This window comes from Acidiphilium sp. AL (genome assembly GCF_025499445.1).
GTDB lineage: Bacteria > Pseudomonadota > Alphaproteobacteria > Acetobacterales > Acetobacteraceae > Acidiphilium > Acidiphilium iwatense.
The window spans coordinates 225,971-248,661 of record NZ_JAIMBZ010000002.1; the positions used below are offsets into that span (position 1 = coordinate 225,971).

A 22,691-nucleotide genomic window follows, 5' to 3' on the forward strand; every position below is an offset into this window, starting at 1 on the left:
ACGATGGGGCGCTATCACGAAACCCCTACCAGGCGAAACCCGGCAGGATCGCGACCGGCGCCAGCCCCTCATCCGCCGCCGCCGCCGAAGCCTGCGCCATGGTCAGGGTATGAATGCCCGACAGCACGAACACCCCGTCGATGCCCGCCGCCTTGGCGCCGGCGAGATCGGTGCGCAGCGAATCGCCGACCGCGACGCTCCGCGCGCGATCGGTACCGAGCAGTGCCAGTGTCGGCGGATAGATCGCCGGATCGGGCTTGCCGCGCAGAATCACCCGCCCGCCTTGCGCGGCGTAGCGTTCCGCCAGTGCGCCGGCGCAGACGATCCGCCGCCCGTCGCGAATCACTTCGAGATCGGGATTGGCGCAGACCATCGGCAGCCCCGTCGCCAGCGATTCGGCCAGCACATCGTCGAACGCCGCCGGGTCGTCTTGCGGCGCCAGGTCGTCCGGCCCGGTATTGAGCAGGAAATCCGCCTCGGCGGGCCGCGCGACCTCGACCAATCCCAGGTCGTCGAACAGATTGCGGTCCCGCTCCGGCCCCAGATGATACAGCCGCGTCCCCAGCCCCGCGAAATCGGGATCGGTGCGGGCGATCAGCGCCGCGCGCACCGCCTCGCCGCTGGTCATCACCCCGTCATAGAAGCCGCGCGCGATGCCCATCGCCGCCAGCGCATCCGCCACCGCGCCGGCCCGGCGCGGCGCGTTCGACAGGAACGCCACGCGCTTGCCGGCATCCCGCAGCCGGGCGAGGCAGTCGAGCACGCCCGGATAGGGCCGCACCCCGTCATGCACCACGCCCCAGAGATCGACGATGAACCCGTCATACCGCGCGGCGATATCGGCGATGCTCATCGGGTGTGCCCTAGCTCCAGCTCCGACAGCCGGTCGGCATCCCGCCCGATCGTCTCGGCCAGTGAAGCGCAGCCATATTGATCGAGCAGACGGCCCAGCCCGGTGACGATCCGCCCGATCACCGCCGGCCCCTGATAGACGAAACTCGTGTAAACCTGCACCAGGCTCGCCCCGGCGCGGAACTTGGCGAAAGCCTGCTCCGGCGTCGCCACGCCACCCACCCCGATCAGCGTCAGCCGGTCGCCCGCCAGCAGCCGCACCCGTGCGAGCATCCGGGTCGAACGCGCGAACAGCGGCGCGCCGGACAAGCCGCCCGCCTCGCCGCGCGCCGCCCCGCGCAGGCTCTCCGGCCGCGCCAGCGTGGTGTTGCTGACGATCAGCCCGGCAATCCCCCGTCCGATCGCCATGGCAACCAGCTCGGGCAACGCCGCCTCGTCGAGATCGGGCGCCAGTTTCACGAATAGCGGCGGATGCGCTCCGGCGCCGCGCGCGATCGCATCGAGAATCGCCGCCAGCCGGTCCGCCGCCTGCAAATCCCGCAGCCCAGACGTATTCGGCGAGGACACGTTGATCGCGATATAATCGGCATGGGGTGCGACCGCGCGCACCAGCGCCGGATAATTAACCAGCGGATCGGCGCCGTCCTTGTTGATCCCGAGATTCGCACCGATCGCCACCCGCGCCCGATCCTGATAGGCAAGATTGGCCGCCCGCGCGAGATTGCGCGAAAACGCCTCGATCCCGCGATTGTTGAACCCCATGCGGTTGATCAGCGCCTCGTCCTCGGCAAGCCGGAACAGCCGCGGCCTGGAATTGCCCGGTTGCGCGCGCGGTGTTGCGGTTCCCGCCTCGATGAACCCGAATCCCAGCCGGGACAGGCCGGCGAGTGCCGCCGCATCCTTGTCGAACCCGGCGGCAAGCCCGATCGGGTTTTTCAGGGTCCGCCCGAACGCGGACACGGCCAGGCGCGGATCGGGCGCGATGTCCCACCCGCCGGCAACTCCGAAGCGCAACCCGGCGATCGCGATGCGGTGCGCGGTCTCCGGCTCCAGCCGCCGCAGCCACGGCAACACGAAGCCTGAAAGACTCATGATTACTTCGCGAACACCACGATTTCCGGCGCCTTGGGTGTCGGCACGTGCGGCAGCTTGGTCGAGGCGCCGAGCGAGACATTCCCCGGCAGCACCCCATCGGCGGCGATCGCATCGGCTACCGCGGCCGCCTCGGGGGCGAGCTTCGCCATCTGCTGTTCGGACACGGAGGGGATCGCCGCCGCCGGCCCGGTCACATAGACGCGGAATTTCGCGTCCTTGTTGATTTTCAGCGCCTCGGCCACCGCGTATTTCACCGAAGGCGCCCAATTCTGCGCCCCTTGCGGGATCGTCACCAGCGGCAACTGCCCATTGAACTTGGTCAGCGCCGCGACATCGACCAGCGACGGCGCGTTGGCATAGGGCGAGAGGGTCTTGCGGCCGAACAAGGCGCAGCCGGCAAGGGCGAGCGGAAGCAGCAGGGCGGGAATCAGGATACGGCGCATGACCCGCCTTTAGTCGAGAGGTGCGCCGCCCGCAACGGGTAGGCCGCCGCCGCAACGACCCGTGATCACCCGCCGATCGTCTTCTGCGCCTGCTCGCCGAGCCCGGCAATGCCGAGCCGCATGGTCTGGCCGGGCCGCAGAAACACCGGGTTCGGCTTGATCCCCATGCCCACGCCCGGAGGCGTGCCGGTGGCGATGATATCGCCCGGCAGCAGCGCGATGAACTGGCTGACATACGAAACCAGGGTCCGCACCCCGAAAATCATCGTGCGCGTATTGCCGTTCTGCATCCGCCTGCCGTCCACCTCGCACCAGAGGTCAAGGCTCTGCGGATCGGGCACCTCGTCGCTTGTGACCAGATACGGCCCCACCGGGCCGAAACTCGGGCAGCCCTTGCCCTTGTCCCAGGTGCCGCCGCGCTTGATCTGGTACTCCCGCTCGCTCACGTCGTTCACCACGCAATACCCGGCCACATGGTCGAGCGCGTCGGCTTCGGTCACGCAATGCGCCGCCGTGCCGATCACCACGCCCAGTTCCACCTCCCAGTCGGTCTCTTTCGAGCCGCGCGGAATCACCACGTCGTCGAACGGGCCGGAATAGGCGCTGCCCGCCTTGAGAAAAATGATCGGCTCCTCGGGAATCGGCAAATTGCTCTCCGCCGCGTGATCCGCATAGTTCAGCCCGATGCAGATGAAATTGACCGGGCGCGGCACCGGCGCGCCGATCCGCGCCCCGTCCGGCACCATCGGCAGCGCGGCGGGATCGATCGCCGCGATCCGCGCCAACCCCTCGGCCGACAACGCCGCCGCATCGAACCCCGCGAGATGCGCCGAAAGATCGCGCAAGCCGCCCTTGGCATCGACCACACCCGGACGCTCGGCCCCCGCCGCACCATGCCGAAACAGTTTCATGCCGTCGCTCCTTGTCCCCGATTTATAATATGCTTCTAAGGCGCGACACCGCCCCCGCCAAGACCGCGCGGCCACAAACCCCGCTCAACCGAACGTCACGATCGAAGGTGGCAAACCGATCAGCAGCAGCGGGCACGGATTGCCCACACCTCGGTGAACTCGATCTTCCAGTTTCTTCCAGTGCGTCGTCGCCTCGCCGAATTTGTCAGACACGAATTTGTCCGTGAACGCGGCGCGAAACGGAATGGGGTTGTTGGCCCGACCAACCCGGCTCTGAATATCGCGGCGCTGTTTCGGCGTAGGAACGTAATCGAACGATTCCAATGCGGGGAAATCGTCAATTCCGTGCCGATCCAGAAAACGTCTTACAAAACCATGCATGGCCGCATGCAACGCCCGCCCGCGCGTGACGATGACCCCGATCGAAATCGCCCCATCGGCGTGCAGCCGTTTGAAGTTCTCAAGGTCACGATCATAGAATGGATCTTTGTTGTTCCACTCGATTTCGAGAGCGATCCGCGCACCAGACTCGAATGCCCGGACGTGATCGACCTCGTGGGACTGGCTTTCCCGCTGAACGCCGTTGATGATCTTTTCGACCACGAAAGTCGTTTTGACCCAGCCTTTTTCAGCCAGCGCCTTGCGCAGCCGTTGGGTTCCCTTTGCTTCGCCCCCGCCACCGGCGATAATCTCCTCTATCGGGATCGAAGCATTGACCAAAGCCGATTCCAGTTCCTGGGCGGCCTTGGGAAAATCCACGCTCATGATCGCTTCGGCGTGGGACAGGAAATGGATCTCGAACCCGCGCGCTTTCAAACGATCGAACATATCAATGCTGACCCGATGCTAATCTGCGCCCAACGGCAAGACCGACTGCCGATCGCTCGCCGAATTATGCGCATAGGTCTCCCAGCTCGGCGCATAACCCTCATCCGCTTGGCTGCCCCACGCAGTCCAGTTCGGGCGCACGCCGCGCGCGAACAGTTCGAGGCGCGGGGCCGGGCTGCACGCCTCGATGATATCGTAAATCTCATCGGGTTTGCGCGAATGTTCGCGTTTGCGCGTCGCGAGATAGTTCACCTGCCGTCGCCCCGCGGCGAGCGTGCGCGCATTCTTGCCGCGCGTCCCGAACAGCACCATCTCGGTTACGTTGCGGAAATAGAACCCCACACCCCGCCCGTCGCTACCGCCATCCTTGCGGATTTTGTGCCAGACGATGTTAGACTTGTACTGAAACCCCCACGCGCTCATCACCCTAAACCCCTCGGGCAGCAGCGCGTTCGGCACCCAGAGATAGAGATGCGCGGTCGAAGCCGTTACCTCGGCGACTGGAAGGGCGCAGATGTCGTCGAGCGACATGGTCCCGTAGCGCGCCAATCGGCGATGCTCGGGTGCGACCTTCCCGGTGCGATTGGCGAATTGCCATGGCGGATCGGCCAGAATCGTAGCGAAACGCTGTCCCTCGACGGACGAGAGAAGATCTGCGGCAGGGTCCGGGATGAATTGCCTGGGCATCGTGCCAACAACCTTCCTTGGTGAACGCAAGAATAGTGACAAATACTGAACGATTCGGTCCAGTCTCATAGCCGGATCGACACATGACAAGCTATGCGCGCGGTCCAGCCGTCGAACAAGATCGGGCGCCAAGTGATAAGAATAATCGACAGTCTGCGTTGAATTGCCCTTAAAAAACAGGCCTTGCCAAAAATACGCTTAAAATATTAAGCTTGCTCAAACCAAGGAGGGTCCGATCATGAGCCAGGCCGCATCACGCTCCAACGAGCCGCTGATCCATCACTGGATGCCGTTCACCGCCAACAAGCAGTTCCAGGAGGCGCCGCGCATCATCGCCCGCGCCGAGGGCGTCCATTACTGGAACACCCTGGGCGAACAACTGCTCGACGGCGTCTCCGGCCTCTACACCACACCCGCCGGGCATGGCCGCCGCGAAATCCGCGAGGCGGTCACCCGCCAGCTCGAGGAGCTCGACTACGCGCCCGCCTTCCAGTTCGGCGTGCCGGGATCGTTCCGCCTCGCCCATGAACTCGCACAGATGCTGCCCGAGGGGCTCAACCGCGTGTTCTTCGCCGGCTCCGGCTCCGAAGCGGTGGAAACCGCGCTGAAAATCGCGATCCAGTACCATCGGGTGCGCGGCCAGGGTCAGCGCCAGCGCCTGATCGGCCGGGCGCGCGGCTATCACGGGGTCAATTTCGCCGGCTGGTCGGTGGGCGGCATGGTGAAGAATCGCGACGCCTTCGGCCTCGGCCTGCCCGGCGTCGCCCATATGCGCCACACCCACATCCCGGAAAACCGCAACGTGATGGGCCAGGGCGAACACGGCGGCATCGACCTCGCCGACGATCTGCAGCGCCTGGTCGATCTGCACGGCGCCGACACCATCGCCGCCTGCATCGTCGAGCCGATCGCGGGGTCGACCGGCGTTCTGGTCCCGCCGAAGGGCTATCTCGAACGGCTCCGCGCGATCTGCGACAAACACGGCATCCTGCTGATCTTCGACGAGGTGATCTGCGGTTTTGGCAGAACGGGCCACGCCTTCGCCGCCGATGCGTTCGGTGTCACCCCCGACATCCTGACCATGGCCAAGGCGATCACCAACGGCAATATCCCGATGGCGGCGATCGCGGTGCGCGAGGACATCCAGCAGGCCATCCTCGACGCCGCCGGGCCCGACGCCGTCGAATTTTTCCACGGCTACACCTATTCCGCCCATCCGGTCGCCTGCGCCGCGGCCCTCGCCACGCTGAAGCTCTACCGCGACGAGGACCTGTTCGCCCGCGCCGCCGCGCTCACCCCGAAATTCCTTGAACGCATCGCCTCGCTCGCCGATATCCCGATCGTCACCGACACGCGCGGCTACGGATTGCTGGGCGCCGTCGACCTCGCGGTCGACGGGTCGGCCGGCAAGCGCGGCTTCGCCGTGCTGCGCCGCTGCTTCGAGCAGGGCTTGGTGATCCGCGTCGCCGGCGATACGGTGGTGTTCGCGCCGCTGTTCATCACCACCGAGGACGAGCTTGACCAGATGTTTGCGCTCCTGCGCGGCGTGCTAAAGACGGTCTGAACGACAAGACCTTACGGACAGGATCAAAAATGTACCAGGATGTGATGCTGCATATCGGCGGCGAATGGACCGGCGCGAAATCGGGCCGCACGCTCGATGTCCTCAACCCGGCAACCGAGGAAAAAATCGGCACCGCCGCCCACGCCGAGCGCGCCGATCTCGACGCCGCGATTGCCGCCGCCGAGACCGGCTTCGTCGCTTGGCGCAAGACCAGCCCGCAGGCCCGCGCGAAAATCATGCGCAAGGCCGCCAATCTGATCCGCGAGCGTGCCGACACCATCGCCCGCACCATGACCATGGAACAGGGCAAACCGCTCCCCGAGGCGAAGGGCGAAACCCTGCTCGCCGCCGACGTGATCGACTGGTTCGCCGAGGAGGCCCCGCGCACCTATGGCCGGGTCATTCCGGCCCGTGCCGACGGCGTCTATCAGCTCGTCGTCAAGGAGCCGGTCGGCATCGTCGCCGCCTTCACGCCGTGGAACTTCCCGCTCAATCAGGCGGTACGCAAGGTTTCCGCCGCCATCGCCGCCGGCTGCGCGGTGATTCTGAAAGGCCCCGAGGAAACCCCCGGCTCCTGCGCCGAACTGGTGCGCGCCTTCGCCGATGCCGGGCTGCCCGCCGGCGTGCTCAACCTCGTCTATGGCGTGCCGGCCGAGATTTCGGAATATCTCATCCCGCATCATTCGGTCCGCAAAATCTCCTTCACCGGCTCGACCGTGGTGGGCAAGCACCTCGCCTCACTGGCCGGCAAGCACATGAAGCGCGCCACCATGGAGCTTGGCGGCCACGCCCCCGCCATCGTGTTCGAGGACGCCGATCTCGACGCCGCCGCGAAAATCCTCGCCGCCAACAAGTTCCGCAACGCCGGGCAGGTCTGCGTCGCGCCCACGCGGTTCCTGGTCCAGGACAGCGTCTATGACGGGTTCATGGAGCGCTTCCTCGGTGCTGTCGCCAAAATCAAGGTCGGCGACGGGCTCGAAGCCGGCACCACCATGGGCCCGCTCGCCAACGAGCGCCGCATCCCCGCCATCGAGGGCTTCATCGCCGACGCCAGGCAGCACGGTGCCAAAGTCGCCGCCGGCGGCGAGCGGATCGGCAACAAAGGGTATTTCTTCCAGCCCACGGTGATGACCGACGTGCCGGTCACCGCCCGCGCGATGAACGAGGAGCCGTTCGGCCCGCTCGCGCTGGTCAACCGTTTCGCCTCCTTCGACGATGCGATCGCCGAGGCCAACCGGCTCGATTTCGGCCTCGCAGCCTATGCCTATACACGCTCGACCAAAACCGTCACCGCTCTGGGCCACCGGATCGAGAGCGGCATGGTCTCGATCAACCATCACGGCCTCGCTCTGCCCGAAACCCCGTTCGGTGGGATGAAGGATAGCGGCTATGGCTGGGAAGGCGGCGCGGAGGCGATCGACTCATACCTCGCCACCAAGTTCGTCACCCAGGCTTCGTGACAGGGGCTTCGTGAGCAGCGCCCTCGCCGGCAAGACGGCGATCGTCACCGGCGGCGCCAGCGGCATCGGCCGCGCGATCGCCGCTGGGCTCGCCGCCGAGGGCGCTTCGGTCATCATCTGCGGGCGCGACGAGGCGAAACTCGCCGAAGCCGCGCGCGCGATCGGCAGCGAAACCGTCTCGATTTTCACCGCGGACATCACCCGCGAACCCGATGTCGAACGGTTGTTTGCCGCCGCCGAAGCCCGCTTCGGCGGACGATTGGACATTCTGGTCAACAATGCCGGCCGCGCCACCCACACCCGCACCGAAGACCTGCCGATGGCGGATTTCGAGGCGGTCATCGCGGTCAACGTCACCGCCGCGTTTCGCTGCGCCCAACGCGCCTTCCGCATCATGAAGGCGCAGAAATCGGGCCGGATCATCAATATCGGCTCGGTCTCGGCCCGCGTGCCGCGCCGCAATTCGGTGCCCTACACCACCTCGAAATTCGCCCTCGAGGGCATGACCCGAGCGCTGGCCCTCGACGGACGGATGCACGGCATCGCGGTCTCCATCCTGCATCCCGGCAACACCGAAAGCGCCATCTGGCCGGATCAGGAGGCGACACGGCGCGAGGAAGGGCTCATGCCCGCCGATCAGGTCGCCCGCGCCGCCGTGCTGATGGCGACCCTCCCGCCCGGCATCAATTTGTTGGATGCAACGATTTTGCCGTTGACCATGCCGCTGTTGGGTCGTGGCTGAGGCGGTCACTATAAAACAGGCCGTCGCGTTTCGCCTGCGGCGGCATCATCTGATCGACCCCGTTTCCGCCGACCAACTCCCCGCAATGATCGGGGACATCTGCGGCCTCCAGGCGCAAATCCCCTCAGCCACCGAACAAGCCGCGTCGGTCAGAACCACAAACCTCCAATCCGGCACCCTCACCAAAGCGCTGGAAACCAGCAGAACCCTGGCCCGAACCTGGCTGATGCGCGGAACGGTGCATATCATCCCGTCCGCCGATCTGCCGCTCTACAGCGCCGCGATCGGCCCGGCCGGACTCCGCGAACTGCATCGCTGGCTCGGCACCTATGGGCTGACACCAGATCAGATCACCCGCGCCAGCGATGCGGTGTGCAAGGCGCTCGAAACCGGCCCGCTCACCCGGAAAGACCTCGCGGATCGGGTGGTCGCGCTGGTCGGCGATCAAGCACGCGCCTGGATCGACCACGGCTGGGGCGGCATCGTCAAACAGGCCGCGCTGGAGGGCGCGATCTGCTTCGGACCAACCAAAGACCGCGACATCAGCTTCGTCCGAACCGACACATGGTTCAAAGCCAGCCCATTGCCAAAACGCCCGCCCGGCCCGGAAGCGCGCCGATGCCTGCTCGACCGCTATCTCCGCGCCTACGGCCCCGCCACCATCCAGGGTTTCGCGCGCTGGGCCGGCATCCCGTCCGGCGAAGCCAAACAGGCCGGCCACGATCTCGCCGACGACCTGATCGACATCACGGTCTATGACCGGCCGACGATCGCCCGACGAGAAGACCTCGACGACCTCGCGACCATCGCGCCAGCAAGCCGGGTGAGTCTGCTCCCGGCGTTCGATCCCTATGTGCTGGGCTGTTCCGTCAAATCCCATCTGGTCGATGAGCCGCACCAGACACTGATCTATCGAAAAGCCGGCTGGGTCGCGGCGACCATTCTGATCGATGGCCGCGCCGCCGGCACCTGGGAAGCGAAACCGCGCGGCAAACGCTTGAATATCACAATCACGCCGTTCGCATCATCGCTCGCCAAACACGCTACCGACATCGAAACCGCCGCCGCGCCGCTCGGCCGGCTGCACGGCCTCCCAACCGCGATCCAAATCAATGCGGCCGCTGCTTGATCAAATCGCGATCTCCATCCCGCATCCTGATAATATCGAAAGCTCCATTTGGCCGGACCAGGAGGCGGCGCGGCTTCCACCTTAATTCCACCCGGGGCTGGTCCTCACTGCAGGGTCCAGTTCAGTGACCGCGCCGCCGGGCAACCGTCGCACCGATCCAACGCCATCGACACGATCCGGGTTTACAATCCGACGATCGGGTGCAAATCCGGGGCAACTTGTCTCACGACTGAAGGATCGATCGATGGCGTCGCAGACCGCCGCCGGTATCGCCATGAACCAGAGCCGGGCCGCGCGCGCCGCATCGCCGGAAAACCGCCGGCTGGTGGCCGCGTGGCTGTTCGTCAGTTTCGCCCTGATCGTCGAGATGTTCGGGATCGGCGCCTATGTGCAGAACGACAATGCCGGGCTGTCGATCATGGCGTGGCAGCCGGTTTCCGGCATCATCCCGCCGCTGACCCATGCGGCGTGGGAGCGCATGTTCGCTCTCTACAAGACTATCCCGCAATACCAACTGCTCAACAGCCACATGGACCTCGCCGGGTTCAAGGCGATTTTCTGGCCGGAATGGATTCATCGCCTGTGGGGCCGCCTGCTCGGCCTCGATTTTGGAATCCCGCTCGTCTGGTTCTGGTGGACCGGAAGGCTGGAACGCCGCCTGCGCCCGTGGCTTCTGCTCCTGTTCGTCCTCGGCGGCATTCAGGGGCTGATCGGCTGGTGGATGGTCGCCTCGGGCTTTCACCCCGGCATGACCGAGGTTTCGGTCTGGCGCCTGTCGATCCATTACTGCTTCGCGACCGCGCTGGCGATCGCCGTTTTCTGCTCCGGCCTCGTCGTGCTCAGGCCCGAGTCCGAACGCCTGCCGCCTGCCGAAGCCGCGAAATACCGCACGGCGCGCGGCTTCGCGATCGCCTCGATCGTGGCGATCTGCATCGCGATCGTCGCCGGCACGTTCCTCTCCGGCACCCACGCCTACACCATCGACAACACGTTCCCGCTGATGCAGGGGCGCTGGATTCCGCCCGGTTACGCAACGCTCCACCCGTTCTGGCGCAACTGGGTCCTGAACAAGGCGGCGGCGCAGTGGGATCACCGGCTGCTCGGCACCGTGGCGGCGCTGGTGGTCATCGCCGCCGTGGTCGCGGCGATCCGCGCCGATCTGCCGCCGCGCGCCCGCGATGCGTTCCTGGTGATGGGCGGCCTTCTGATCGTGCAGTATATTCTGGGCGTGACCACGCTGGTTTCGAAGATCCTGGATATCGGCATCGTGCATCAGATGAACGCCGTTCTGCTGCTGGCGGCCGCGGTATGGGCGTATTTCGAGCTGCGGGGACGCCGCTCAGCATGAACGCCAGGCCCGACCGCCTTGTCGGCAACTGGCTGCTGCTGATCTGCGTCATGATTTTCGGCATGGTCGTCGGCGGCGGTCATGTGCGCACCATCGGCGCCGGATTTTCGGTCCAGCTCTGGCAGCCGGTGATGGGTTTCGTGCCGCCGCTGACCCATCGCGCCTGGGAACGCCTGTTCGCGCTCTATCAGGCAACGCCGCAATTCCAGGCGCTGCATCCCACCATGACCCTCGCCCAGTTCAAATCCCTCGCCTGGCCGATGCTGCTCGACCGCGACTGGGGACGGCTGATGGCGCTGGTGTTCATCGTTCCGCTCGCGGTTTTCTGGTGGCGGAGCAGAATCTCCAGCCGGCTCGCGCTGTGGCTCGGGTTGCTGTTCGCCGCCGGGGCCGGCGAAGCGGTGATGGGCTGGCTGATGACCTATCAGGGGCGCTATGGTGGCGTCCTGCACCCCTCACCGCTGTTTCTGGCGCCCCACCTTATCGTGGCGATGCTGATTTTCACCGCGATGCTATGGACCGCGCTGACCATCCGCAACCCCGAACCGGCGCCGATCGCCGGGCACACGGTGCTGCGCGCCCTGCTGACCGCCTCGATCGTGCTGATCATCGCGACGATCGGGCTCGGCGCGCTGGTCGCGGCGACCCATGCGAACAAGGTGTTCAACACCTTTCCGTTGATGGACGGCCATGCCCTGCCGCCGCACGCACTGAAACTGCATCCGCTCTGGCTGAATTTTCTTGCCAATAAATCCACGGTGCAGTTCGATCACCGGATCGTCGCAACCATCACCACCCTGGTCGTGGTGGTCGCAGCGGTCATGGGCCTGCGCGCATCGCTCGGCCCCAAAGCGCGCGATCTGTTCCTGCTCCTGGCGGGGCTGGTCTCGCTGCAATATATACTGGGCATGACAGCGCTGCTCTCCGGCATGGGTTCGATCGGCTATCTCCACGAACTCAACGCCGTTCTGCTGCTCGCCGCCTGCGTCGCCTGCCGCCACGCGCTGCGCGGTGCCACCGCCATCCGCGCCGAAACCCTCGCCATGAAGGCCGCTGAATAATGTCCGAAGCACTCGCCACCGCCGACCGGCTGTTCCACCACAACGAGGGGCTGGATGTTCACGAAGCGCGCCGCGCCATCGCGCCGGTGCTCGACCCGGCGGATGACGGCGAGTTGTTCCTCGAATATCGCGAGTCCGAGGTGGTCAGCCTCGACGACAGCCGCATCCGCAATGCCAGCTTCGATTCCCGGCGCGGCTTCGGCCTGCGCTCGGTGACCGGCGAGGCGGCGGTTTACGCTCATGCGGGCGAGATTTCGGATGCGGCACTTGCCCGCGCCGTTGCCACCCTGCGCGACGCCCGGTCCGGTGAAGCCGGCATGGCCTCGGTCGGCCCCGCCACAGCCTCGGCCCCGCTCTACAAGGCACTGAACCCGCTCGCCGAAATGCCGTTCGCCGCCCGTGCCGGCCTGCTCGGCGAGATCGACGCCTATGCGCGCGGCAAGGACTCTCGCGTGGTTCAGGTGATGGCCAGCCTTGCCGGCGAGTGGCAGGTGGTGGAAATTCTCCGCGCGGACGGGGTGCGCGTCGCCGATATCCGGCCGCTGGTGGTGCTGCATGTCTCGGTGGTGATGGAGCAGAACGGACGCCGCGAATCCGGCGGTCACGGTGCCGGCGGCCGCGAGACCTATTCCAGCGTCACCGCGCCGGATTTCTGGCGCGCTTCGGTCGATAAGGCGATCCGCAACGCGACACTCAATCTTGAAAGCATCGCGGCGCCCGCCGGCGAGATGCCGGTCGTGCTCGGCGCCGGCTGGCCCGGCATTCTGCTGCACGAGGCGATCGGCCATGGGCTGGAAGGCGACTTCAACCGCAAGAAGACCTCCGCTTTCGCCGGGCTGATGGGCAAGCGGGTGGGCTCCAAAGGCGTCACCGTCATCGACGACGGCACCATCCCCGACCGGCGCGGTTCGCTCACCGTCGATGACGAAGGCACGCCCACCAACCGCACCGTGCTGATCGAGGACGGCATTCTCACCGGCTACATCCAGGACCGCCAGAACGCCCGGCTGATGAGCATGCGCGCCACCGGCAACGGCCGTCGCCAATCCTACGCCCATCTACCGATGCCGCGCATGACCAACACCATCATGCTCGCCGGCGACGCCTCGCGCGACGACATGATCCGCTCGATCAAGCGCGGGCTCTACGCCGCCAATTTCGGCGGCGGCCAGGTCGATATCACCTCGGGCAAATTCGTGTTCTCGGCCTCGGAAGCCTACCTGATCGAAGACGGCAGGATCGGCGCGCCGGTGAAGGGGGCCACGCTGATCGGCAACGGGCCGGACGCGCTGACCAAAGTGGAGATGATCGGCGCCGATCTCGAACTCGACCCCGGCATCGGCACCTGCGGCAAGAACGGCCAGGGCGTGCCGGTCGGCGTCGGTCAGCCGACGATCAAGATCTCCGGCCTGACCGTCGGCGGCACGGCGGCCTAAGCCCCGTTATTCCGCAGCAACTTGCGCGGGCGCGTTGCGATCGGCCAGGATCATCCGCGCCGCTTTTTCGCCGATCACCATGGCCGGCGCGTTGGTGTTGCCGCTGATGACGGTCGGCATGATCGAGGCATCCGCCACCCGCAGCCCCGCCACGCCATGCACCCGCAGCCGGTCATCGACCACGGCCATCGGGTCGCTGCCCATCTTGCAGGTGCCGACCGGGTGGTAGATCGTCTCGGCCTGGGCGCGGATCGAGGCGATGACCGCAGCATCGCTGACATTGCGCGGGCCCGGTTCCACCTCGCCGCCGGAAATCCCCGCCATTGACGGTGCCGCCATGATCCGCCGCCCCAGCTTCACGCCCCCGAGCAGTTCGGCGACATCGTCATCGTGCGACAGATAGTTCGGGTCGATCAGCGGATCGGCCAGCGGATCGGCGGATTTCAGCCCGATATATCCCCGGCTTTTCGGCCGCAACTGGCAGACATGCAGGGTCATGCCGTAGCCCAGAGTCGGCTTGCGGCCATGGTCGCGCAGCATGGTGGGCAGAAAATGAAACTGGATTTCCGGGACCTCGCTCTCCGGCGTCAGTTTCGCGAAACCGCCCGCCTCGGCGGCGTTGGAGGCGAACATGCCCGAGCCCTTGCCGCGAAACTCGAAGAAGGCGCGCACCAGGCGCGGCAGCATCCCCGGCCCGACTCCCACCGCCTGCTTGGTCCGGTCACGCACCAGGATGGCGTAGTCCAGATGATCCTGCAGGTTCCGCCCCACCCCCGGTAACTCATGGCAGAGCTGGATGCCGGCGCGGGCGATCTCCGCGCGCGGCCCGATCCCCGAGAGCAGCAGCAGATGCGGCGAGTTGATCGCGCCGCCGGCCAGGACCACCTCGCGCCGCGCCATCACCCGCTCGGTGCCCTGCGGCGTTTTGATCTCGACGCCGATCGCCCGGTTGCCGTCCATCAGCACGCGCAGCGCCCGCGCCTCGGTCCTGATGGTGAGGTTCGGCCGCGCCTTGATCGCATCCAGATAGGCGCGCGCGGATGAAAATCGCTTGCCGTCCTTCTGCGTCACCTGGTAGGCGCCGGCACCTTCCTGCCGCGCGCCGTTGAAATCGGGGTTGCGCGGCAGGCCGGCCTCGATCGCGGCCTGGATGAACACCGGCCCCAGCCCGTTCGGATTGCGCAGATCGGCGACGTTCAGTTCGCCATCGGCGCCGTGATACTCATCGGCGCCCCGCTCGTTGCGCTCAAGCGCCTTGAAGATCGGCAACAGGCTCGACCATCCCCAGCCCGGATTGCCCTGCGCTTCCCACCCATCGTAATCCGCCGGCGCGCCGCGCATATAGATCATCGCGTTGATCGACGACGATCCACCCAGCGTCTTACCGCGCGGCCAATAGAGCCTGCGGCCGTTGAGTTGCGCCTGCTTCTCGGTGTTGAAATACCAGTTATAGGTCTTCGTCCCGAGCAGCCCGACGATGCCGAGCGGCGTGTCGATCATCAGCGATTTGTCGGCCTTGCCCGCTTCGAGCAGGCAGACCCGGTCGCCCGGATCGGCCGATAGCCGGTTCGCGAGCACCGCACCCGCCGAACCCGCACCCACGATGACGTAATCGAACTCGGACATCGTATTCCTCCCAATTTTCCCGTCATGGCGGGTATTATCTCTAATAGAACCATTTATTGACGTTTGCGGCAATATGGACTGTCTGAAAATTCAAATTTCGGGCAATATCACGGTTACGCGATCACCCGGCCGACGCGCCGCTTTGCGCATCTCATTGTTTCGGCTAGCTTCAGAGCTGAAGCTGCCCCCGCGAGATGATCGAAGGCGCTGGACGCAGTACGAACAAATTGCCACCAGGTCCGAAATATCAAACGGGGGCACTACCCGCCGGTCGTTTCACAATTGCAACCCGATCGCCGAGCCGGTTTTCAGGGGCACCAGCCGCTCCGCGAGGCCGAGTGCCGCGAAGGCACGTTCGAGTTCCTCCCGGCTTTCGGTGAAATGCGCCCAGCCATCGGTATGAACGGCGACGATCCGTGCATTCGGGAAGGCATGGGCGGTCTCGATCGCGTCGTTGCTGTCCATGGTCAGATGAAACGAGCCGCGCGTCTTGGCGGAACCGGCGAACAGGATGACGAGGCGCGGCCGGTAGCGGCGCGCGACCTCGGCAACGCCGTCGTACCAGACGGTATCGCCGGTGACGTAGATCGCATCGCCCGGCTGATCGAAACCGATCAGGAATCCGGTGACATCGCCGGAAAGCGGCTCGATTCCGGCGGGACCATGCCGCGCCGGGGTTGCCGTGATGTGGATCGGCCGGCCGTTCGTACCGGCGAGCTCGACGGTTTGCCACGGCGCGAGCCCTTGCGCCACACCGCCGAGCCGCCCGGCGCCGGCAAGCGTGGTGAACACGGCGGGAACCGCGCCGAGCAAGGCGCGGCCGGCATTGTCGAGATTGTCGGCATGCTGGTCGTGGCTGAGCAGAACCGCGTCGATCCGGCCGAGTTCCGCCGCCGCGAGGCCCGGCCCCGCCAGTTTTTCCAGCGTGACATGCGGTAATGTGTAGCGTCCCGGCTCATCGAACGTAGGATCGGTGAGAAGCCGGACATCCCCGATCTCGATCAATACGGTGGGGCCGCCGATCAGCGTCAGCGCCACGGGCAACAGGCTCATCGGCATAGTCTCTCCGGCTGAAGCAGGAAATCAAAAATCCGAACAGCGGCCGTTGCGTTCCCAGTCGCCGTAGCGCGTCGGCTCGGGGCCTTTCGGGCCGCCGATCTCTTTCGGCCAGGTTTTTTGCTCCTCCGAATCGGTTTTTGCAACGGGAGCATCGGTTTTGTCTGTCTCGGTCATGGGCTGGATGTGGCGTCCGGCGCTGGTTTCGGCAAGGGTTTCGCCGGCAGCGTCACCGCCGCCTCGCGCAGTCGCTGTTCCGCGAGCTTGCGCCACGGCGCGTTTGCCGGCGCGCGATCCAGCGCCCGATGGAACAGATGCGCCGCGTTGGGCGTCACATGGCCGGCCGCTTCGGTCTCCGCCTCGGCGGTTTCGGCGGCGAGGGTCGGGTCGAATTTCTGATCGAGCGCGATGGTCCATGCCTTGGCGGCGGCGGCAAGTTTGTGCTGCGTCACCAGCACCTGACCGAGAAGCAGGTAACCCTGGCGCGCCCGTGCGGTGTTCGGCGGGATTTCGGCAAGTTTCCGTTCCAGCCTGGCGATCAGCGCGTCGTCCTGCTTGCGCGCCGCCGATTCCGCGCGCACCATGGCCGCGTGCGGCTCGGACGGCACCATCGGCAGGCTGCCCGGCAGGAACAGGGCGAGCGCGCCGACGGGAATCAGCACCACCACGGCGATCAGCAGACCGCGCGCGCTGCGATTCGCCTCGGGCTCGGGCAGCGCATCCGCCGCCAGCAGCCGGCGCTCCACTTCCAGCCGCGCGCCCTGATATTCCGAGTCCGGCAGCCGCCCCTCGTCGCGTTCCCGCGCGATCTCGTCGAGCTGCGCGCGATGCAGCGCGAGCGCGGTGTCCCGCCGGTAGCGGATCTGTCCGCGCCGCACCCACACCACCACGATCGGCGCCACCGCGACCAAGGCGAGAACCGCCATCCAGAACCAGATCAAGAGAGAATGTCCTTCAGCCGGTCGCGTTCCGCTTCACTCAGCCCCGGCAGCGACGGCGGCGCGCGGCGGCGGCGCGCGATCAGCACCACCATGAGTCCCGCCAGCAGCGCGATCACCGGCGAGAACCACAGCAGCCAGGTCAGCGGGATCAGCGGCGGCTTGAGCAACACGAAAATTCCATAGCGATGCACCATGAAATCGACGATCTGCGTATTGGTCTCGCCACGCACCACCCGCCGGCGAATGATCCCCCGGAACTGCTTGGCAAGGCCGGCCTGCGAGTTCTCCACCGTCTCGTTCTGGCACACCAGGCAGCGCAATTTGTTGCCGATATGCTCGGCGCGTTTTTCCTGCGCGATCGTCAGCGTCACCCCGTCGCGCAGGATCGTCACCGGCGTATCGGCCGCCGCGATGGCGAAGGTGACCGCGAGGCCGAGGAAGCACAGGATCAGGACGCGTTTCATCGGATCAGGTCACGACAGCCGGCGCAAAGCGGGCTTGAGCTGACTTTCGATGATCTCGGGCACCAGCGGCCCGGCGATATGCCAGCGCACCATGCCGCCGGGGGCGATCAGGAAGCTCTCGGGCACGCCGTAGACCCCCCAGTTGATCGCGACCCGTCCGCTCAGATCGGCGGCGATCCGCCGATACGGATTGCCGTATTTGGCTAGATACAGCGCGAGCGGTCCGGGCTTGTCCTGATAGGCGATGCCCCAGATATCCAGCCCGGATTTCGCGATCGCGCGCAGATAGGGCGCCTCGCCCACGCAGGGGATGCACCAGGAGGCGAAGAAATTGACCAGAACCGGCCGCTTCCGTGCGATCAGCGCCGCCCGGTCGAAGCCCTGGTTGCCATCGACCCCCAGCAGGGTGAAATCCGGCACTTCGTGACCGACCAGCGGGTTGTTGAATTCCTGCGGGTTGTAGGCGCCGCTGCGCATCCGCTCCAGCAATGCGTAGAACCCGATCCCGCCCACGGCCACTGCCGCGAGCGGGATGCCGAGCATCAGGCGGCGCGAAACGCGTGGCGTATCCATCGGATCGTTCAGACCGTCGCCGAACCGGCCGGCTTGCGCAGCTTGCTCCGCACCGGCGCGCCGATGCGGAACCGCCGGTCGCTCAGCGAAATCGCGCCACCCAGCGCCATGATCAGCCCGCCGAGCCAGATCTCCGGCGCGAAGGGATGCACGTTGAAGCGGAACTCGCCGCCGCCGGAATTATCCTCGCCGGCGAAAGTCGCGAACATGTTGCGCACGCCGTTGGTGCGGATCGCGGCAGCCACCGTCTTGACCTTCTGCGCGGTGAAGAACCGCCGTTCCGGCCGCATCGTCATCACCAGCCTGCCATGGCGGGTGACGGTGATCGTCGCCCGCCGTGCCTGATAATTCGGCCCCTGTGCCGGGCTGATCCTGTCCAGCGTCCAGCGATAGCCGCCGAGATCGACCGACTGGCCCGGATGCAGCACCGTGACGGTATGCACCCGGAGCGTCATTCCCGCGATTCCGAGCACCGTGACACCGAAGCCGAGATGGCCGAGCGCGGCGCCGACCTGCGCGCGCGGGAGGGTGAACAGCCGGGCGAAGGACTGGCCGGGCGGCACCCGGAACAGCCGCACCCGCTCCGCGAGATCGACCAGCGCGCCGACGATCACCCAGGCGGCACCCGCGAGCCCGAGTGCCGCGATCGCATGACCCCTGAACAGGACGAACGCGAAAACGATCAGGGCCAAGACCGCGCCATACCATATTTTCGCCAGGGCCGGCCCGATCGCGCCGCGCTTCCAGGGCAGCATCGGCCCCACCGCCATCGCCAGGATCAAGGGCGCTGTCAGCGGCAGCACCGCCTGGTCGTAGAACGGCGCCCCGACCGACAATTGCAGCCCGAACAGCAGATCGACGAAAGGCGGATACATCGTGCCGGTGAACACCACCGCCGCGATGACGCACAGGAATATATTGTTCAGGATCAGCGCGCCTTCGCGCGAGACCGGTGCGAACACCCCGGTCGCGGCAAGGCCGGGCGCGCGGAACGCGAACAGCAGCAGCGAGCCGCCGATGGTCAGCGCCAGCAGAACCAGGATGAACAGCCCCTGATTGGGCGAGGCGGCAAAGGCATGAACCGAATTGAGCAGGCCCGAGCGCACCAGGAAGGTGCCGCACAGGCTGAGCGAAAACGTCGCGATCGCGAGCAGGACGCTCCAGGTTTTCAGCGCCTCGCGCTTTTCCACCACGATCGCCGAATGGATCAGCGCCGTGCCGGTCAGCCAGGGCAGCAAAGCGACGTTCTCCACCGGGTCCCAGAACCAGAATCCGCCCCAGCCCAGCGTGTAATAGGACCAGAGCGAGCCGAAACAGATGCCGGCGGTCAGAAACACCCAGGATACCAAGGTCCAGGGCCGCACCCAGCGCCCCCAGGCGGCATCGACCCTTCCTTCGATCAGCGCGGCGACCGCGAAGGCGAAGGCGATCGAGAAGCCGACATAGCCGGTGTAGAGGATCGGCGGGTGCACCGCCAAACCAGGATCCTGCAGGATCGGGTTGACCCCGGCGCCATGCAGCGGCGGCGGCCAGATGCGCCGGAACGGATCGGACACGGTGAGGGTGAACAGCAGGAACCCGCCCGAAACCAGCCCGAGCACACCCAGCACGCGCGAGCGCAGGCTGGACGGAATATTGGTGCCGAACACGCCGACGGTCGCGCCGCAGAGCGAGAGGATCAGGCACCAGAGCAGCATCGAGCCGTCGTGGTTGCCCCAGGTTCCGGTGATCCGGTAAAACAACGGCGTGGTGCTGCTGGAGAACTCGGCGACGTTGCGCACCGTGAAATCCGACACCACGCCGGCCCACACGAGGGCGGCGAAGGCCGCGCCGAGCATCAGAAACTGAGCGATCGCCAGGGCAGGCGCGGCGCGGAGCAGAATCCGGTCGCGCAACATCGGCCCGAACAGCCCGATCACCGCCTGCGCCGCGGCGATCGCCAGCGCCAGTGCCAGTGCGAAATGACCGAGGGTCGGAATCATCCCTTGCTGTCCGCCTCGATGGCGCGGGGCGATTTATCGTCCCAGGCGGCGGCATTCGGCGGCGGCCCGAATTTCGGATTCCATTTGCCGGCCTTGCGCAGCGCCATTTCTACATCGCGCGGCATGTAGCTCGCCCCATGCTTGGCGAGCACCGTGCTGGCGACGAATTCGCGGTCGCCCCGCGTCATCGCACCGATCGTCACCACGCCCTGGCCCTGGCGGAACAGCCCCGGCAGAACGCCGGTGAACACCACCGGAATCGCCGTCTGACCGTCGGTGATGCGGAAAGTGGTATAGGGCTTGCCGTCTCGTGTGCCCATGACCACGGTCCCCGCCTGCACGATCCCGCCGAGGCGGAATACCATGCCGGGCGCGGGACGCTTGGCGAGAACCTGCTGCGGCGAGAGAAAAAACGACAGGCTGGAGCGGAACGCGACCAGCATCAGCGCGACGGCGCTCGACAGCCCGATGCCGCAGGCGACCACGATCCACAACCGCCGCTTCTTCCGGCTCATCATGGATTTCCGCTCCGGCGCGGCTCGACCGCCGCCAGACGCCGGCGCGCGCCGCGATAGCGCAGCAGGGCCGAGAGGGCGAGAAAGCCGAGAACCAGCAGCGCCGCGCCGTAGCTGCCGGCGACGAAGGGCATCGCGTCCCTGATCATGCGCCGCCCCGTTCGGCGCGGGCGAGCAGCAGGGAGCGCGCCCGGTTTTCCATGATCGCGCTCGAAATCCGCGCCAGCACCATCGCGAGGAAGGCCAGATAGAAGCCGATGGCGCTGACCAGCAGCGGGTAGAGCATGGTCACGTAGATCTTCGACGGCCCGGTGATCGAGATCGTGTTGCCCTGATGCAGCGTGTTCCACCAATACACGCTGAACACGATGATCGGCAGGTTGATCGCCCCCACCAGCCCCAGGATCGCCGCCGCCCGATAGCCGTGCTGCGGGTTGTCGAAGGCGCGGATCAGCGCCATGTGCCCGAGATAGAGGAAAAGCAGGATCAGCACCGAGGTCAGCCGCGCATCCCACACCCAGTAGGTGCCCCATTCCGGCCTGCCCCAGAGCGAGCCCGAAATCAGGCACAGAAGGGTGAATCCGGCGCCCACCGGGCCGATCTCCTTGGCGGCGATGTCCGCCAGCGGATGGCGCCAGACGATCGAGAGCAGCGAGCAGATGGCCAGTGCCGCATAGCCGTTCATCGCGACCCAGGCCGCCGGCACATGCACATACATGATGCGCGAGGCGATACCCTGCTGCCAGTCGGCCGGCGCGAAGGCAAATCCCCAGACCAGGCCGGTAACGGTGACGACGAAGGCGGCGGCGGCAAGCCACGGCAGGATCGGCTGGATCAGCCGCTGGAACCTGCCCGGATTGGCGAAGCGATGCAGCCACGCGCCGGCCTTCGATTGCGGCACGCCGATCGAACCCGCTGCTATCTGCCCTGGATAATCCGAGGTGCCTGTCCGTTCCATTCTAGGGTGTGTCCCCAATGGCGGTGTGGCCGCGACCGGGGGCTTTTGGCCGCTGGCTGTGTCGTTCGTCGCTCATGATCGGCAAGATCACTTCACTCCTCTCTCCTGGCCAGCGGCCAAAAGCCCCCGGTCGCGGCCACACCGCCATTGGGGACACACCCTGGTGGTTTAATACAACGCCCGTGCTTTGCCATCCCCTGTCTTCCGCGCGAAACAAGGCATTCCGATCACATCTTGGCATTGTGATGTATTCCATGGTCGTGGCAGAACAGGGCTCATCGCCTCGACAGGGAGTTTCGCCATGCAGTTCATCCTGATCGCCCATGACCGCGACGGCGGCCTCGCGCTGCGCAAGCAGATCCGCCCCGATCATCTCGCCTATCTGACCGAAATCGCCGGGAGCATCGTGTTCGGCGGACCGCTGATCGACGATGCCGGCGATCCGTGCGGCTCGATGATCGTCTATGAGGCGCCGGACCGCGCAGCCGCCGAGGCGCTGATCGCGAACGACCCCTATAGCCGCGCCAATCTGTTCGGCCGGACCGAAATCCGCGCTTTCCGCACCGTGGTGCGCGACGGCAGGGTCACGGCGTAACCCGATGCAATACTGGCTGGTCAAATCCGAGCCGGAGGCGTTTTCCTGGGACCAGCAGGTGGCGAACGGCGTCGAACCCTGGACCGGGGTGCGCAATCACACGGCGAAGCTCAATCTCAGGGCGATGCGCCGGGGCGATCGGGCGTTCTTCTACCATTCCAACACCGGCAAAGAGATCGTCGGCATCGTCGAGGTGGTGCGCGAAGCCTATCCCGACCCGACCGCGGAGACCGGCGACTGGGTGGCCGTGGACATGAAAGCCGTGGCGCCGATCCCGCGGCCGGTCACCCTGGCCGAGATCAAGGCCGATCCCGCGCTCGACGGCATCGCCCTGATCCGCCTGTCGCGCCTGTCGGTCTGCCCGATCGGCGCCGAACATTGGCGCCATATCTGCGCGCTTGGTTTGGCCGCAGAGTAACGGCTCC

General features: G+C 66.2%; 25 protein-coding genes. 9 read left to right on the plus strand and 16 right to left on the minus strand.

Features of this window, described 5'->3' with window-relative positions; translation table 11 throughout:
• Positions 1 to 25: 25 nt before the first annotated feature.
• The 6 genes from AiwAL_RS02510 to AiwAL_RS02535 form a co-directional block, all read right to left on the minus strand.
• Complete coding sequence (locus AiwAL_RS02510; protein WP_262312036.1) at positions 26 to 853, minus strand: TIGR01459 family HAD-type hydrolase; 828 nt, start codon at positions 851 to 853, stop codon at positions 26 to 28.
• Complete coding sequence (locus AiwAL_RS02515) at positions 850 to 1,944, minus strand: quinone-dependent dihydroorotate dehydrogenase (RefSeq protein WP_262312037.1); 1,095 nt, start codon at positions 1,942 to 1,944, stop codon at positions 850 to 852. The genes AiwAL_RS02510 and AiwAL_RS02515 overlap by 4 nt, the downstream gene beginning before the upstream one ends.
• Before the next feature lie 2 nt (positions 1,945 to 1,946).
• Complete coding sequence (locus AiwAL_RS02520) at positions 1,947 to 2,390, minus strand: hypothetical protein (RefSeq protein WP_262312038.1); 444 nt, start codon at positions 2,388 to 2,390, stop codon at positions 1,947 to 1,949.
• Between the two features lie 65 nt (positions 2,391 to 2,455).
• Positions 2,456 to 3,301 (minus strand): fumarylacetoacetate hydrolase family protein, encoded by an 846-nt coding sequence (locus AiwAL_RS02525; protein ID WP_262312039.1) that lies wholly within the window; start codon positions 3,299 to 3,301, stop codon positions 2,456 to 2,458.
• Between the two features lie 84 nt (positions 3,302 to 3,385).
• The gene (locus AiwAL_RS02530) at positions 3,386 to 4,129 is read right to left on the minus strand and encodes a BglII/BstYI family type II restriction endonuclease (protein WP_235702697.1); all 744 of its coding nucleotides are present in this window, start codon (positions 4,127 to 4,129) and stop codon (positions 3,386 to 3,388) included.
• An 18-nt stretch (positions 4,130 to 4,147) separates the two neighbouring features.
• A complete protein-coding gene (locus tag AiwAL_RS02535; RefSeq protein WP_235702698.1) occupies positions 4,148 to 4,816 on the minus strand; it encodes an MT-A70 family methyltransferase in 669 nt (222 codons plus the stop codon).
• A 238-nt stretch (positions 4,817 to 5,054) separates the two neighbouring features.
• On the opposite strand from AiwAL_RS02535, the gene AiwAL_RS02540 reads away from it, so the two are divergent.
• From AiwAL_RS02540 to tldD, 7 genes are all read left to right on the plus strand, one after another.
• Positions 5,055 to 6,380 carry an aspartate aminotransferase family protein gene (locus tag AiwAL_RS02540; protein WP_235702699.1) on the plus strand — a complete coding sequence of 442 codons (1,326 nt, stop codon included), beginning with the start codon at positions 5,055 to 5,057 and terminating at the stop codon, positions 6,378 to 6,380.
• Positions 6,381 to 6,409: 29 nt separating this feature from the next.
• Complete coding sequence (locus AiwAL_RS02545; protein WP_235702700.1) at positions 6,410 to 7,840, plus strand: NAD-dependent succinate-semialdehyde dehydrogenase; 1,431 nt, start codon at positions 6,410 to 6,412, stop codon at positions 7,838 to 7,840.
• Between the two features lie 10 nt (positions 7,841 to 7,850).
• A complete protein-coding gene (locus tag AiwAL_RS02550) occupies positions 7,851 to 8,582 on the plus strand; it encodes an SDR family oxidoreductase (protein WP_262312040.1) in 732 nt (243 codons plus the stop codon).
• A complete protein-coding gene (locus AiwAL_RS02555; RefSeq protein WP_262312041.1) occupies positions 8,575 to 9,711 on the plus strand; it encodes a winged helix DNA-binding domain-containing protein in 1,137 nt (378 codons plus the stop codon). Before AiwAL_RS02550 ends, AiwAL_RS02555 begins: the two co-directional genes overlap by 8 nt.
• 244 nt (positions 9,712 to 9,955) lie before the next feature.
• Complete coding sequence (locus AiwAL_RS02560; RefSeq protein WP_235702703.1) at positions 9,956 to 11,059, plus strand: COX15/CtaA family protein; 1,104 nt, start codon at positions 9,956 to 9,958, stop codon at positions 11,057 to 11,059.
• Positions 11,056 to 12,120, plus strand: coding sequence for a COX15/CtaA family protein (locus tag AiwAL_RS02565; RefSeq protein ID WP_262312042.1), 1,065 nt, complete (start codon positions 11,056 to 11,058; stop codon positions 12,118 to 12,120). The genes AiwAL_RS02560 and AiwAL_RS02565 overlap by 4 nt, the downstream gene beginning before the upstream one ends.
• Positions 12,120 to 13,556, plus strand: a complete 1,437-nt coding sequence (tldD, locus tag AiwAL_RS02570; RefSeq protein WP_262312043.1) for a metalloprotease TldD — start codon at positions 12,120 to 12,122, stop codon at positions 13,554 to 13,556. Before AiwAL_RS02565 ends, tldD begins: the two co-directional genes overlap by 1 nt.
• A gap of 6 nt (positions 13,557 to 13,562) precedes the next feature.
• Here tldD and AiwAL_RS02575 read toward each other — a convergent pair whose 3' ends face one another.
• The 10 genes from AiwAL_RS02575 to AiwAL_RS02620 all read right to left on the minus strand — a co-directional run bounded on the left by AiwAL_RS02575 (position 13,563) and on the right by AiwAL_RS02620 (position 21,671).
• A complete protein-coding gene (locus AiwAL_RS02575; protein ID WP_235702706.1) occupies positions 13,563 to 15,182 on the minus strand; it encodes a GMC family oxidoreductase in 1,620 nt (539 codons plus the stop codon).
• 276 nt (positions 15,183 to 15,458) lie between these two features.
• Entirely contained in the window at positions 15,459 to 16,235 is a 777-nt protein-coding gene (locus AiwAL_RS02580) for an MBL fold metallo-hydrolase (protein ID WP_235702707.1), read from the minus strand.
• 30 nt (positions 16,236 to 16,265) lie between these two features.
• Positions 16,266 to 16,415, minus strand: a complete 150-nt coding sequence (locus AiwAL_RS02585; RefSeq protein ID WP_235702708.1) for a DUF1674 domain-containing protein — start codon at positions 16,413 to 16,415, stop codon at positions 16,266 to 16,268.
• Positions 16,412 to 17,179 carry a c-type cytochrome biogenesis protein CcmI gene (ccmI, locus tag AiwAL_RS02590; RefSeq protein ID WP_262312044.1) on the minus strand — a complete coding sequence of 256 codons (768 nt, stop codon included), beginning with the start codon at positions 17,177 to 17,179 and terminating at the stop codon, positions 16,412 to 16,414. The genes AiwAL_RS02585 and ccmI overlap by 4 nt, the downstream gene beginning before the upstream one ends.
• Positions 17,176 to 17,643: a cytochrome c-type biogenesis protein gene (locus tag AiwAL_RS02595; RefSeq protein ID WP_235702710.1), complete on the minus strand. Its 468-nt coding sequence runs from the start codon at positions 17,641 to 17,643 to the stop codon at positions 17,176 to 17,178. The genes ccmI and AiwAL_RS02595 overlap by 4 nt, the downstream gene beginning before the upstream one ends.
• A gap of 9 nt (positions 17,644 to 17,652) precedes the next feature.
• Positions 17,653 to 18,216 (minus strand): DsbE family thiol:disulfide interchange protein, encoded by a 564-nt coding sequence (locus AiwAL_RS02600; protein WP_262312045.1) that lies wholly within the window; start codon positions 18,214 to 18,216, stop codon positions 17,653 to 17,655.
• Positions 18,217 to 18,224: 8 nt separating this feature from the next.
• Complete coding sequence (locus AiwAL_RS02605; RefSeq protein ID WP_262312046.1) at positions 18,225 to 20,198, minus strand: heme lyase CcmF/NrfE family subunit; 1,974 nt, start codon at positions 20,196 to 20,198, stop codon at positions 18,225 to 18,227.
• A complete protein-coding gene (gene ccmE, locus AiwAL_RS02610) occupies positions 20,195 to 20,716 on the minus strand; it encodes a cytochrome c maturation protein CcmE (RefSeq protein ID WP_235702713.1) in 522 nt (173 codons plus the stop codon). The genes AiwAL_RS02605 and ccmE overlap by 4 nt, the downstream gene beginning before the upstream one ends.
• Complete coding sequence (ccmD, locus tag AiwAL_RS02615; protein ID WP_235702714.1) at positions 20,713 to 20,862, minus strand: heme exporter protein CcmD; 150 nt, start codon at positions 20,860 to 20,862, stop codon at positions 20,713 to 20,715. Before ccmD ends, ccmE begins: the two co-directional genes overlap by 4 nt.
• On the minus strand, positions 20,859 to 21,671 hold the full coding sequence (locus AiwAL_RS02620) for a heme ABC transporter permease (RefSeq protein ID WP_235702715.1): 813 nt from the start codon (positions 21,669 to 21,671) through the stop codon (positions 20,859 to 20,861). The genes ccmD and AiwAL_RS02620 overlap by 4 nt, the downstream gene beginning before the upstream one ends.
• Positions 21,672 to 21,972: 301 nt before the next feature.
• On the opposite strand from AiwAL_RS02620, the gene AiwAL_RS02625 reads away from it, so the two are divergent.
• Together AiwAL_RS02625 and AiwAL_RS02630 are read left to right on the plus strand one after the other, a co-directional pair.
• A complete protein-coding gene (locus tag AiwAL_RS02625; RefSeq protein WP_235702716.1) occupies positions 21,973 to 22,266 on the plus strand; it encodes a YciI family protein in 294 nt (97 codons plus the stop codon).
• A 4-nt stretch (positions 22,267 to 22,270) separates the two neighbouring features.
• Positions 22,271 to 22,684 (plus strand): EVE domain-containing protein, encoded by a 414-nt coding sequence (locus tag AiwAL_RS02630; RefSeq protein ID WP_262312047.1) that lies wholly within the window; start codon positions 22,271 to 22,273, stop codon positions 22,682 to 22,684.
• Positions 22,685 to 22,691: the final 7 nt, after the last annotated feature.

Excerpts from the sequence above, each read along its gene's own strand:
- AiwAL_RS02510 (WP_262312036.1), bottom strand. The coding sequence starts at position 853 with ATGAGCATCGCCGATATCGCCGCGCGGTATGACGGGTTCATCGTCGAT.
- AiwAL_RS02515 (WP_262312037.1), bottom strand. The coding sequence starts at position 1,944 with ATGAGTCTTTCAGGCTTCGTGTTGCCGTGGCTGCGGCGGCTGGAGCCG.
- AiwAL_RS02520 (WP_262312038.1), bottom strand. The coding sequence starts at position 2,390 with ATGCGCCGTATCCTGATTCCCGCCCTGCTGCTTCCGCTCGCCCTTGCC.
- AiwAL_RS02525 (WP_262312039.1), bottom strand. The coding sequence starts at position 3,301 with ATGAAACTGTTTCGGCATGGTGCGGCGGGGGCCGAGCGTCCGGGTGTG.
- AiwAL_RS02530 (WP_235702697.1), bottom strand. The coding sequence starts at position 4,129 with ATGTTCGATCGTTTGAAAGCGCGCGGGTTCGAGATCCATTTCCTGTCC.
- AiwAL_RS02535 (WP_235702698.1), bottom strand. The coding sequence starts at position 4,816 with ATGCCCAGGCAATTCATCCCGGACCCTGCCGCAGATCTTCTCTCGTCC.
- AiwAL_RS02540 (WP_235702699.1), top strand. The coding sequence starts at position 5,055 with ATGAGCCAGGCCGCATCACGCTCCAACGAGCCGCTGATCCATCACTGG.
- AiwAL_RS02545 (WP_235702700.1), top strand. The coding sequence starts at position 6,410 with ATGTACCAGGATGTGATGCTGCATATCGGCGGCGAATGGACCGGCGCG.
- AiwAL_RS02560 (WP_235702703.1), top strand. The coding sequence starts at position 9,956 with ATGGCGTCGCAGACCGCCGCCGGTATCGCCATGAACCAGAGCCGGGCC.
- AiwAL_RS02565 (WP_262312042.1), top strand. The coding sequence starts at position 11,056 with ATGAACGCCAGGCCCGACCGCCTTGTCGGCAACTGGCTGCTGCTGATC.
- tldD (WP_262312043.1), top strand. The coding sequence starts at position 12,120 with ATGTCCGAAGCACTCGCCACCGCCGACCGGCTGTTCCACCACAACGAG.
- AiwAL_RS02575 (WP_235702706.1), bottom strand. The coding sequence starts at position 15,182 with ATGTCCGAGTTCGATTACGTCATCGTGGGTGCGGGTTCGGCGGGTGCG.
- AiwAL_RS02580 (WP_235702707.1), bottom strand. The coding sequence starts at position 16,235 with ATGAGCCTGTTGCCCGTGGCGCTGACGCTGATCGGCGGCCCCACCGTA.
- AiwAL_RS02585 (WP_235702708.1), bottom strand. The coding sequence starts at position 16,415 with ATGACCGAGACAGACAAAACCGATGCTCCCGTTGCAAAAACCGATTCG.
- AiwAL_RS02595 (WP_235702710.1), bottom strand. The coding sequence starts at position 17,643 with ATGAAACGCGTCCTGATCCTGTGCTTCCTCGGCCTCGCGGTCACCTTC.
- AiwAL_RS02600 (WP_262312045.1), bottom strand. The coding sequence starts at position 18,216 with ATGGATACGCCACGCGTTTCGCGCCGCCTGATGCTCGGCATCCCGCTC.
- AiwAL_RS02605 (WP_262312046.1), bottom strand. The coding sequence starts at position 20,198 with ATGATTCCGACCCTCGGTCATTTCGCACTGGCACTGGCGCTGGCGATC.
- ccmE (WP_235702713.1), bottom strand. The coding sequence starts at position 20,716 with ATGATGAGCCGGAAGAAGCGGCGGTTGTGGATCGTGGTCGCCTGCGGC.
- ccmD (WP_235702714.1), bottom strand. The coding sequence starts at position 20,862 with ATGATCAGGGACGCGATGCCCTTCGTCGCCGGCAGCTACGGCGCGGCG.
- AiwAL_RS02620 (WP_235702715.1), bottom strand. The coding sequence starts at position 21,671 with ATGGAACGGACAGGCACCTCGGATTATCCAGGGCAGATAGCAGCGGGT.
- AiwAL_RS02625 (WP_235702716.1), top strand. The coding sequence starts at position 21,973 with ATGCAGTTCATCCTGATCGCCCATGACCGCGACGGCGGCCTCGCGCTG.
- AiwAL_RS02630 (WP_262312047.1), top strand. The coding sequence starts at position 22,271 with ATGCAATACTGGCTGGTCAAATCCGAGCCGGAGGCGTTTTCCTGGGAC.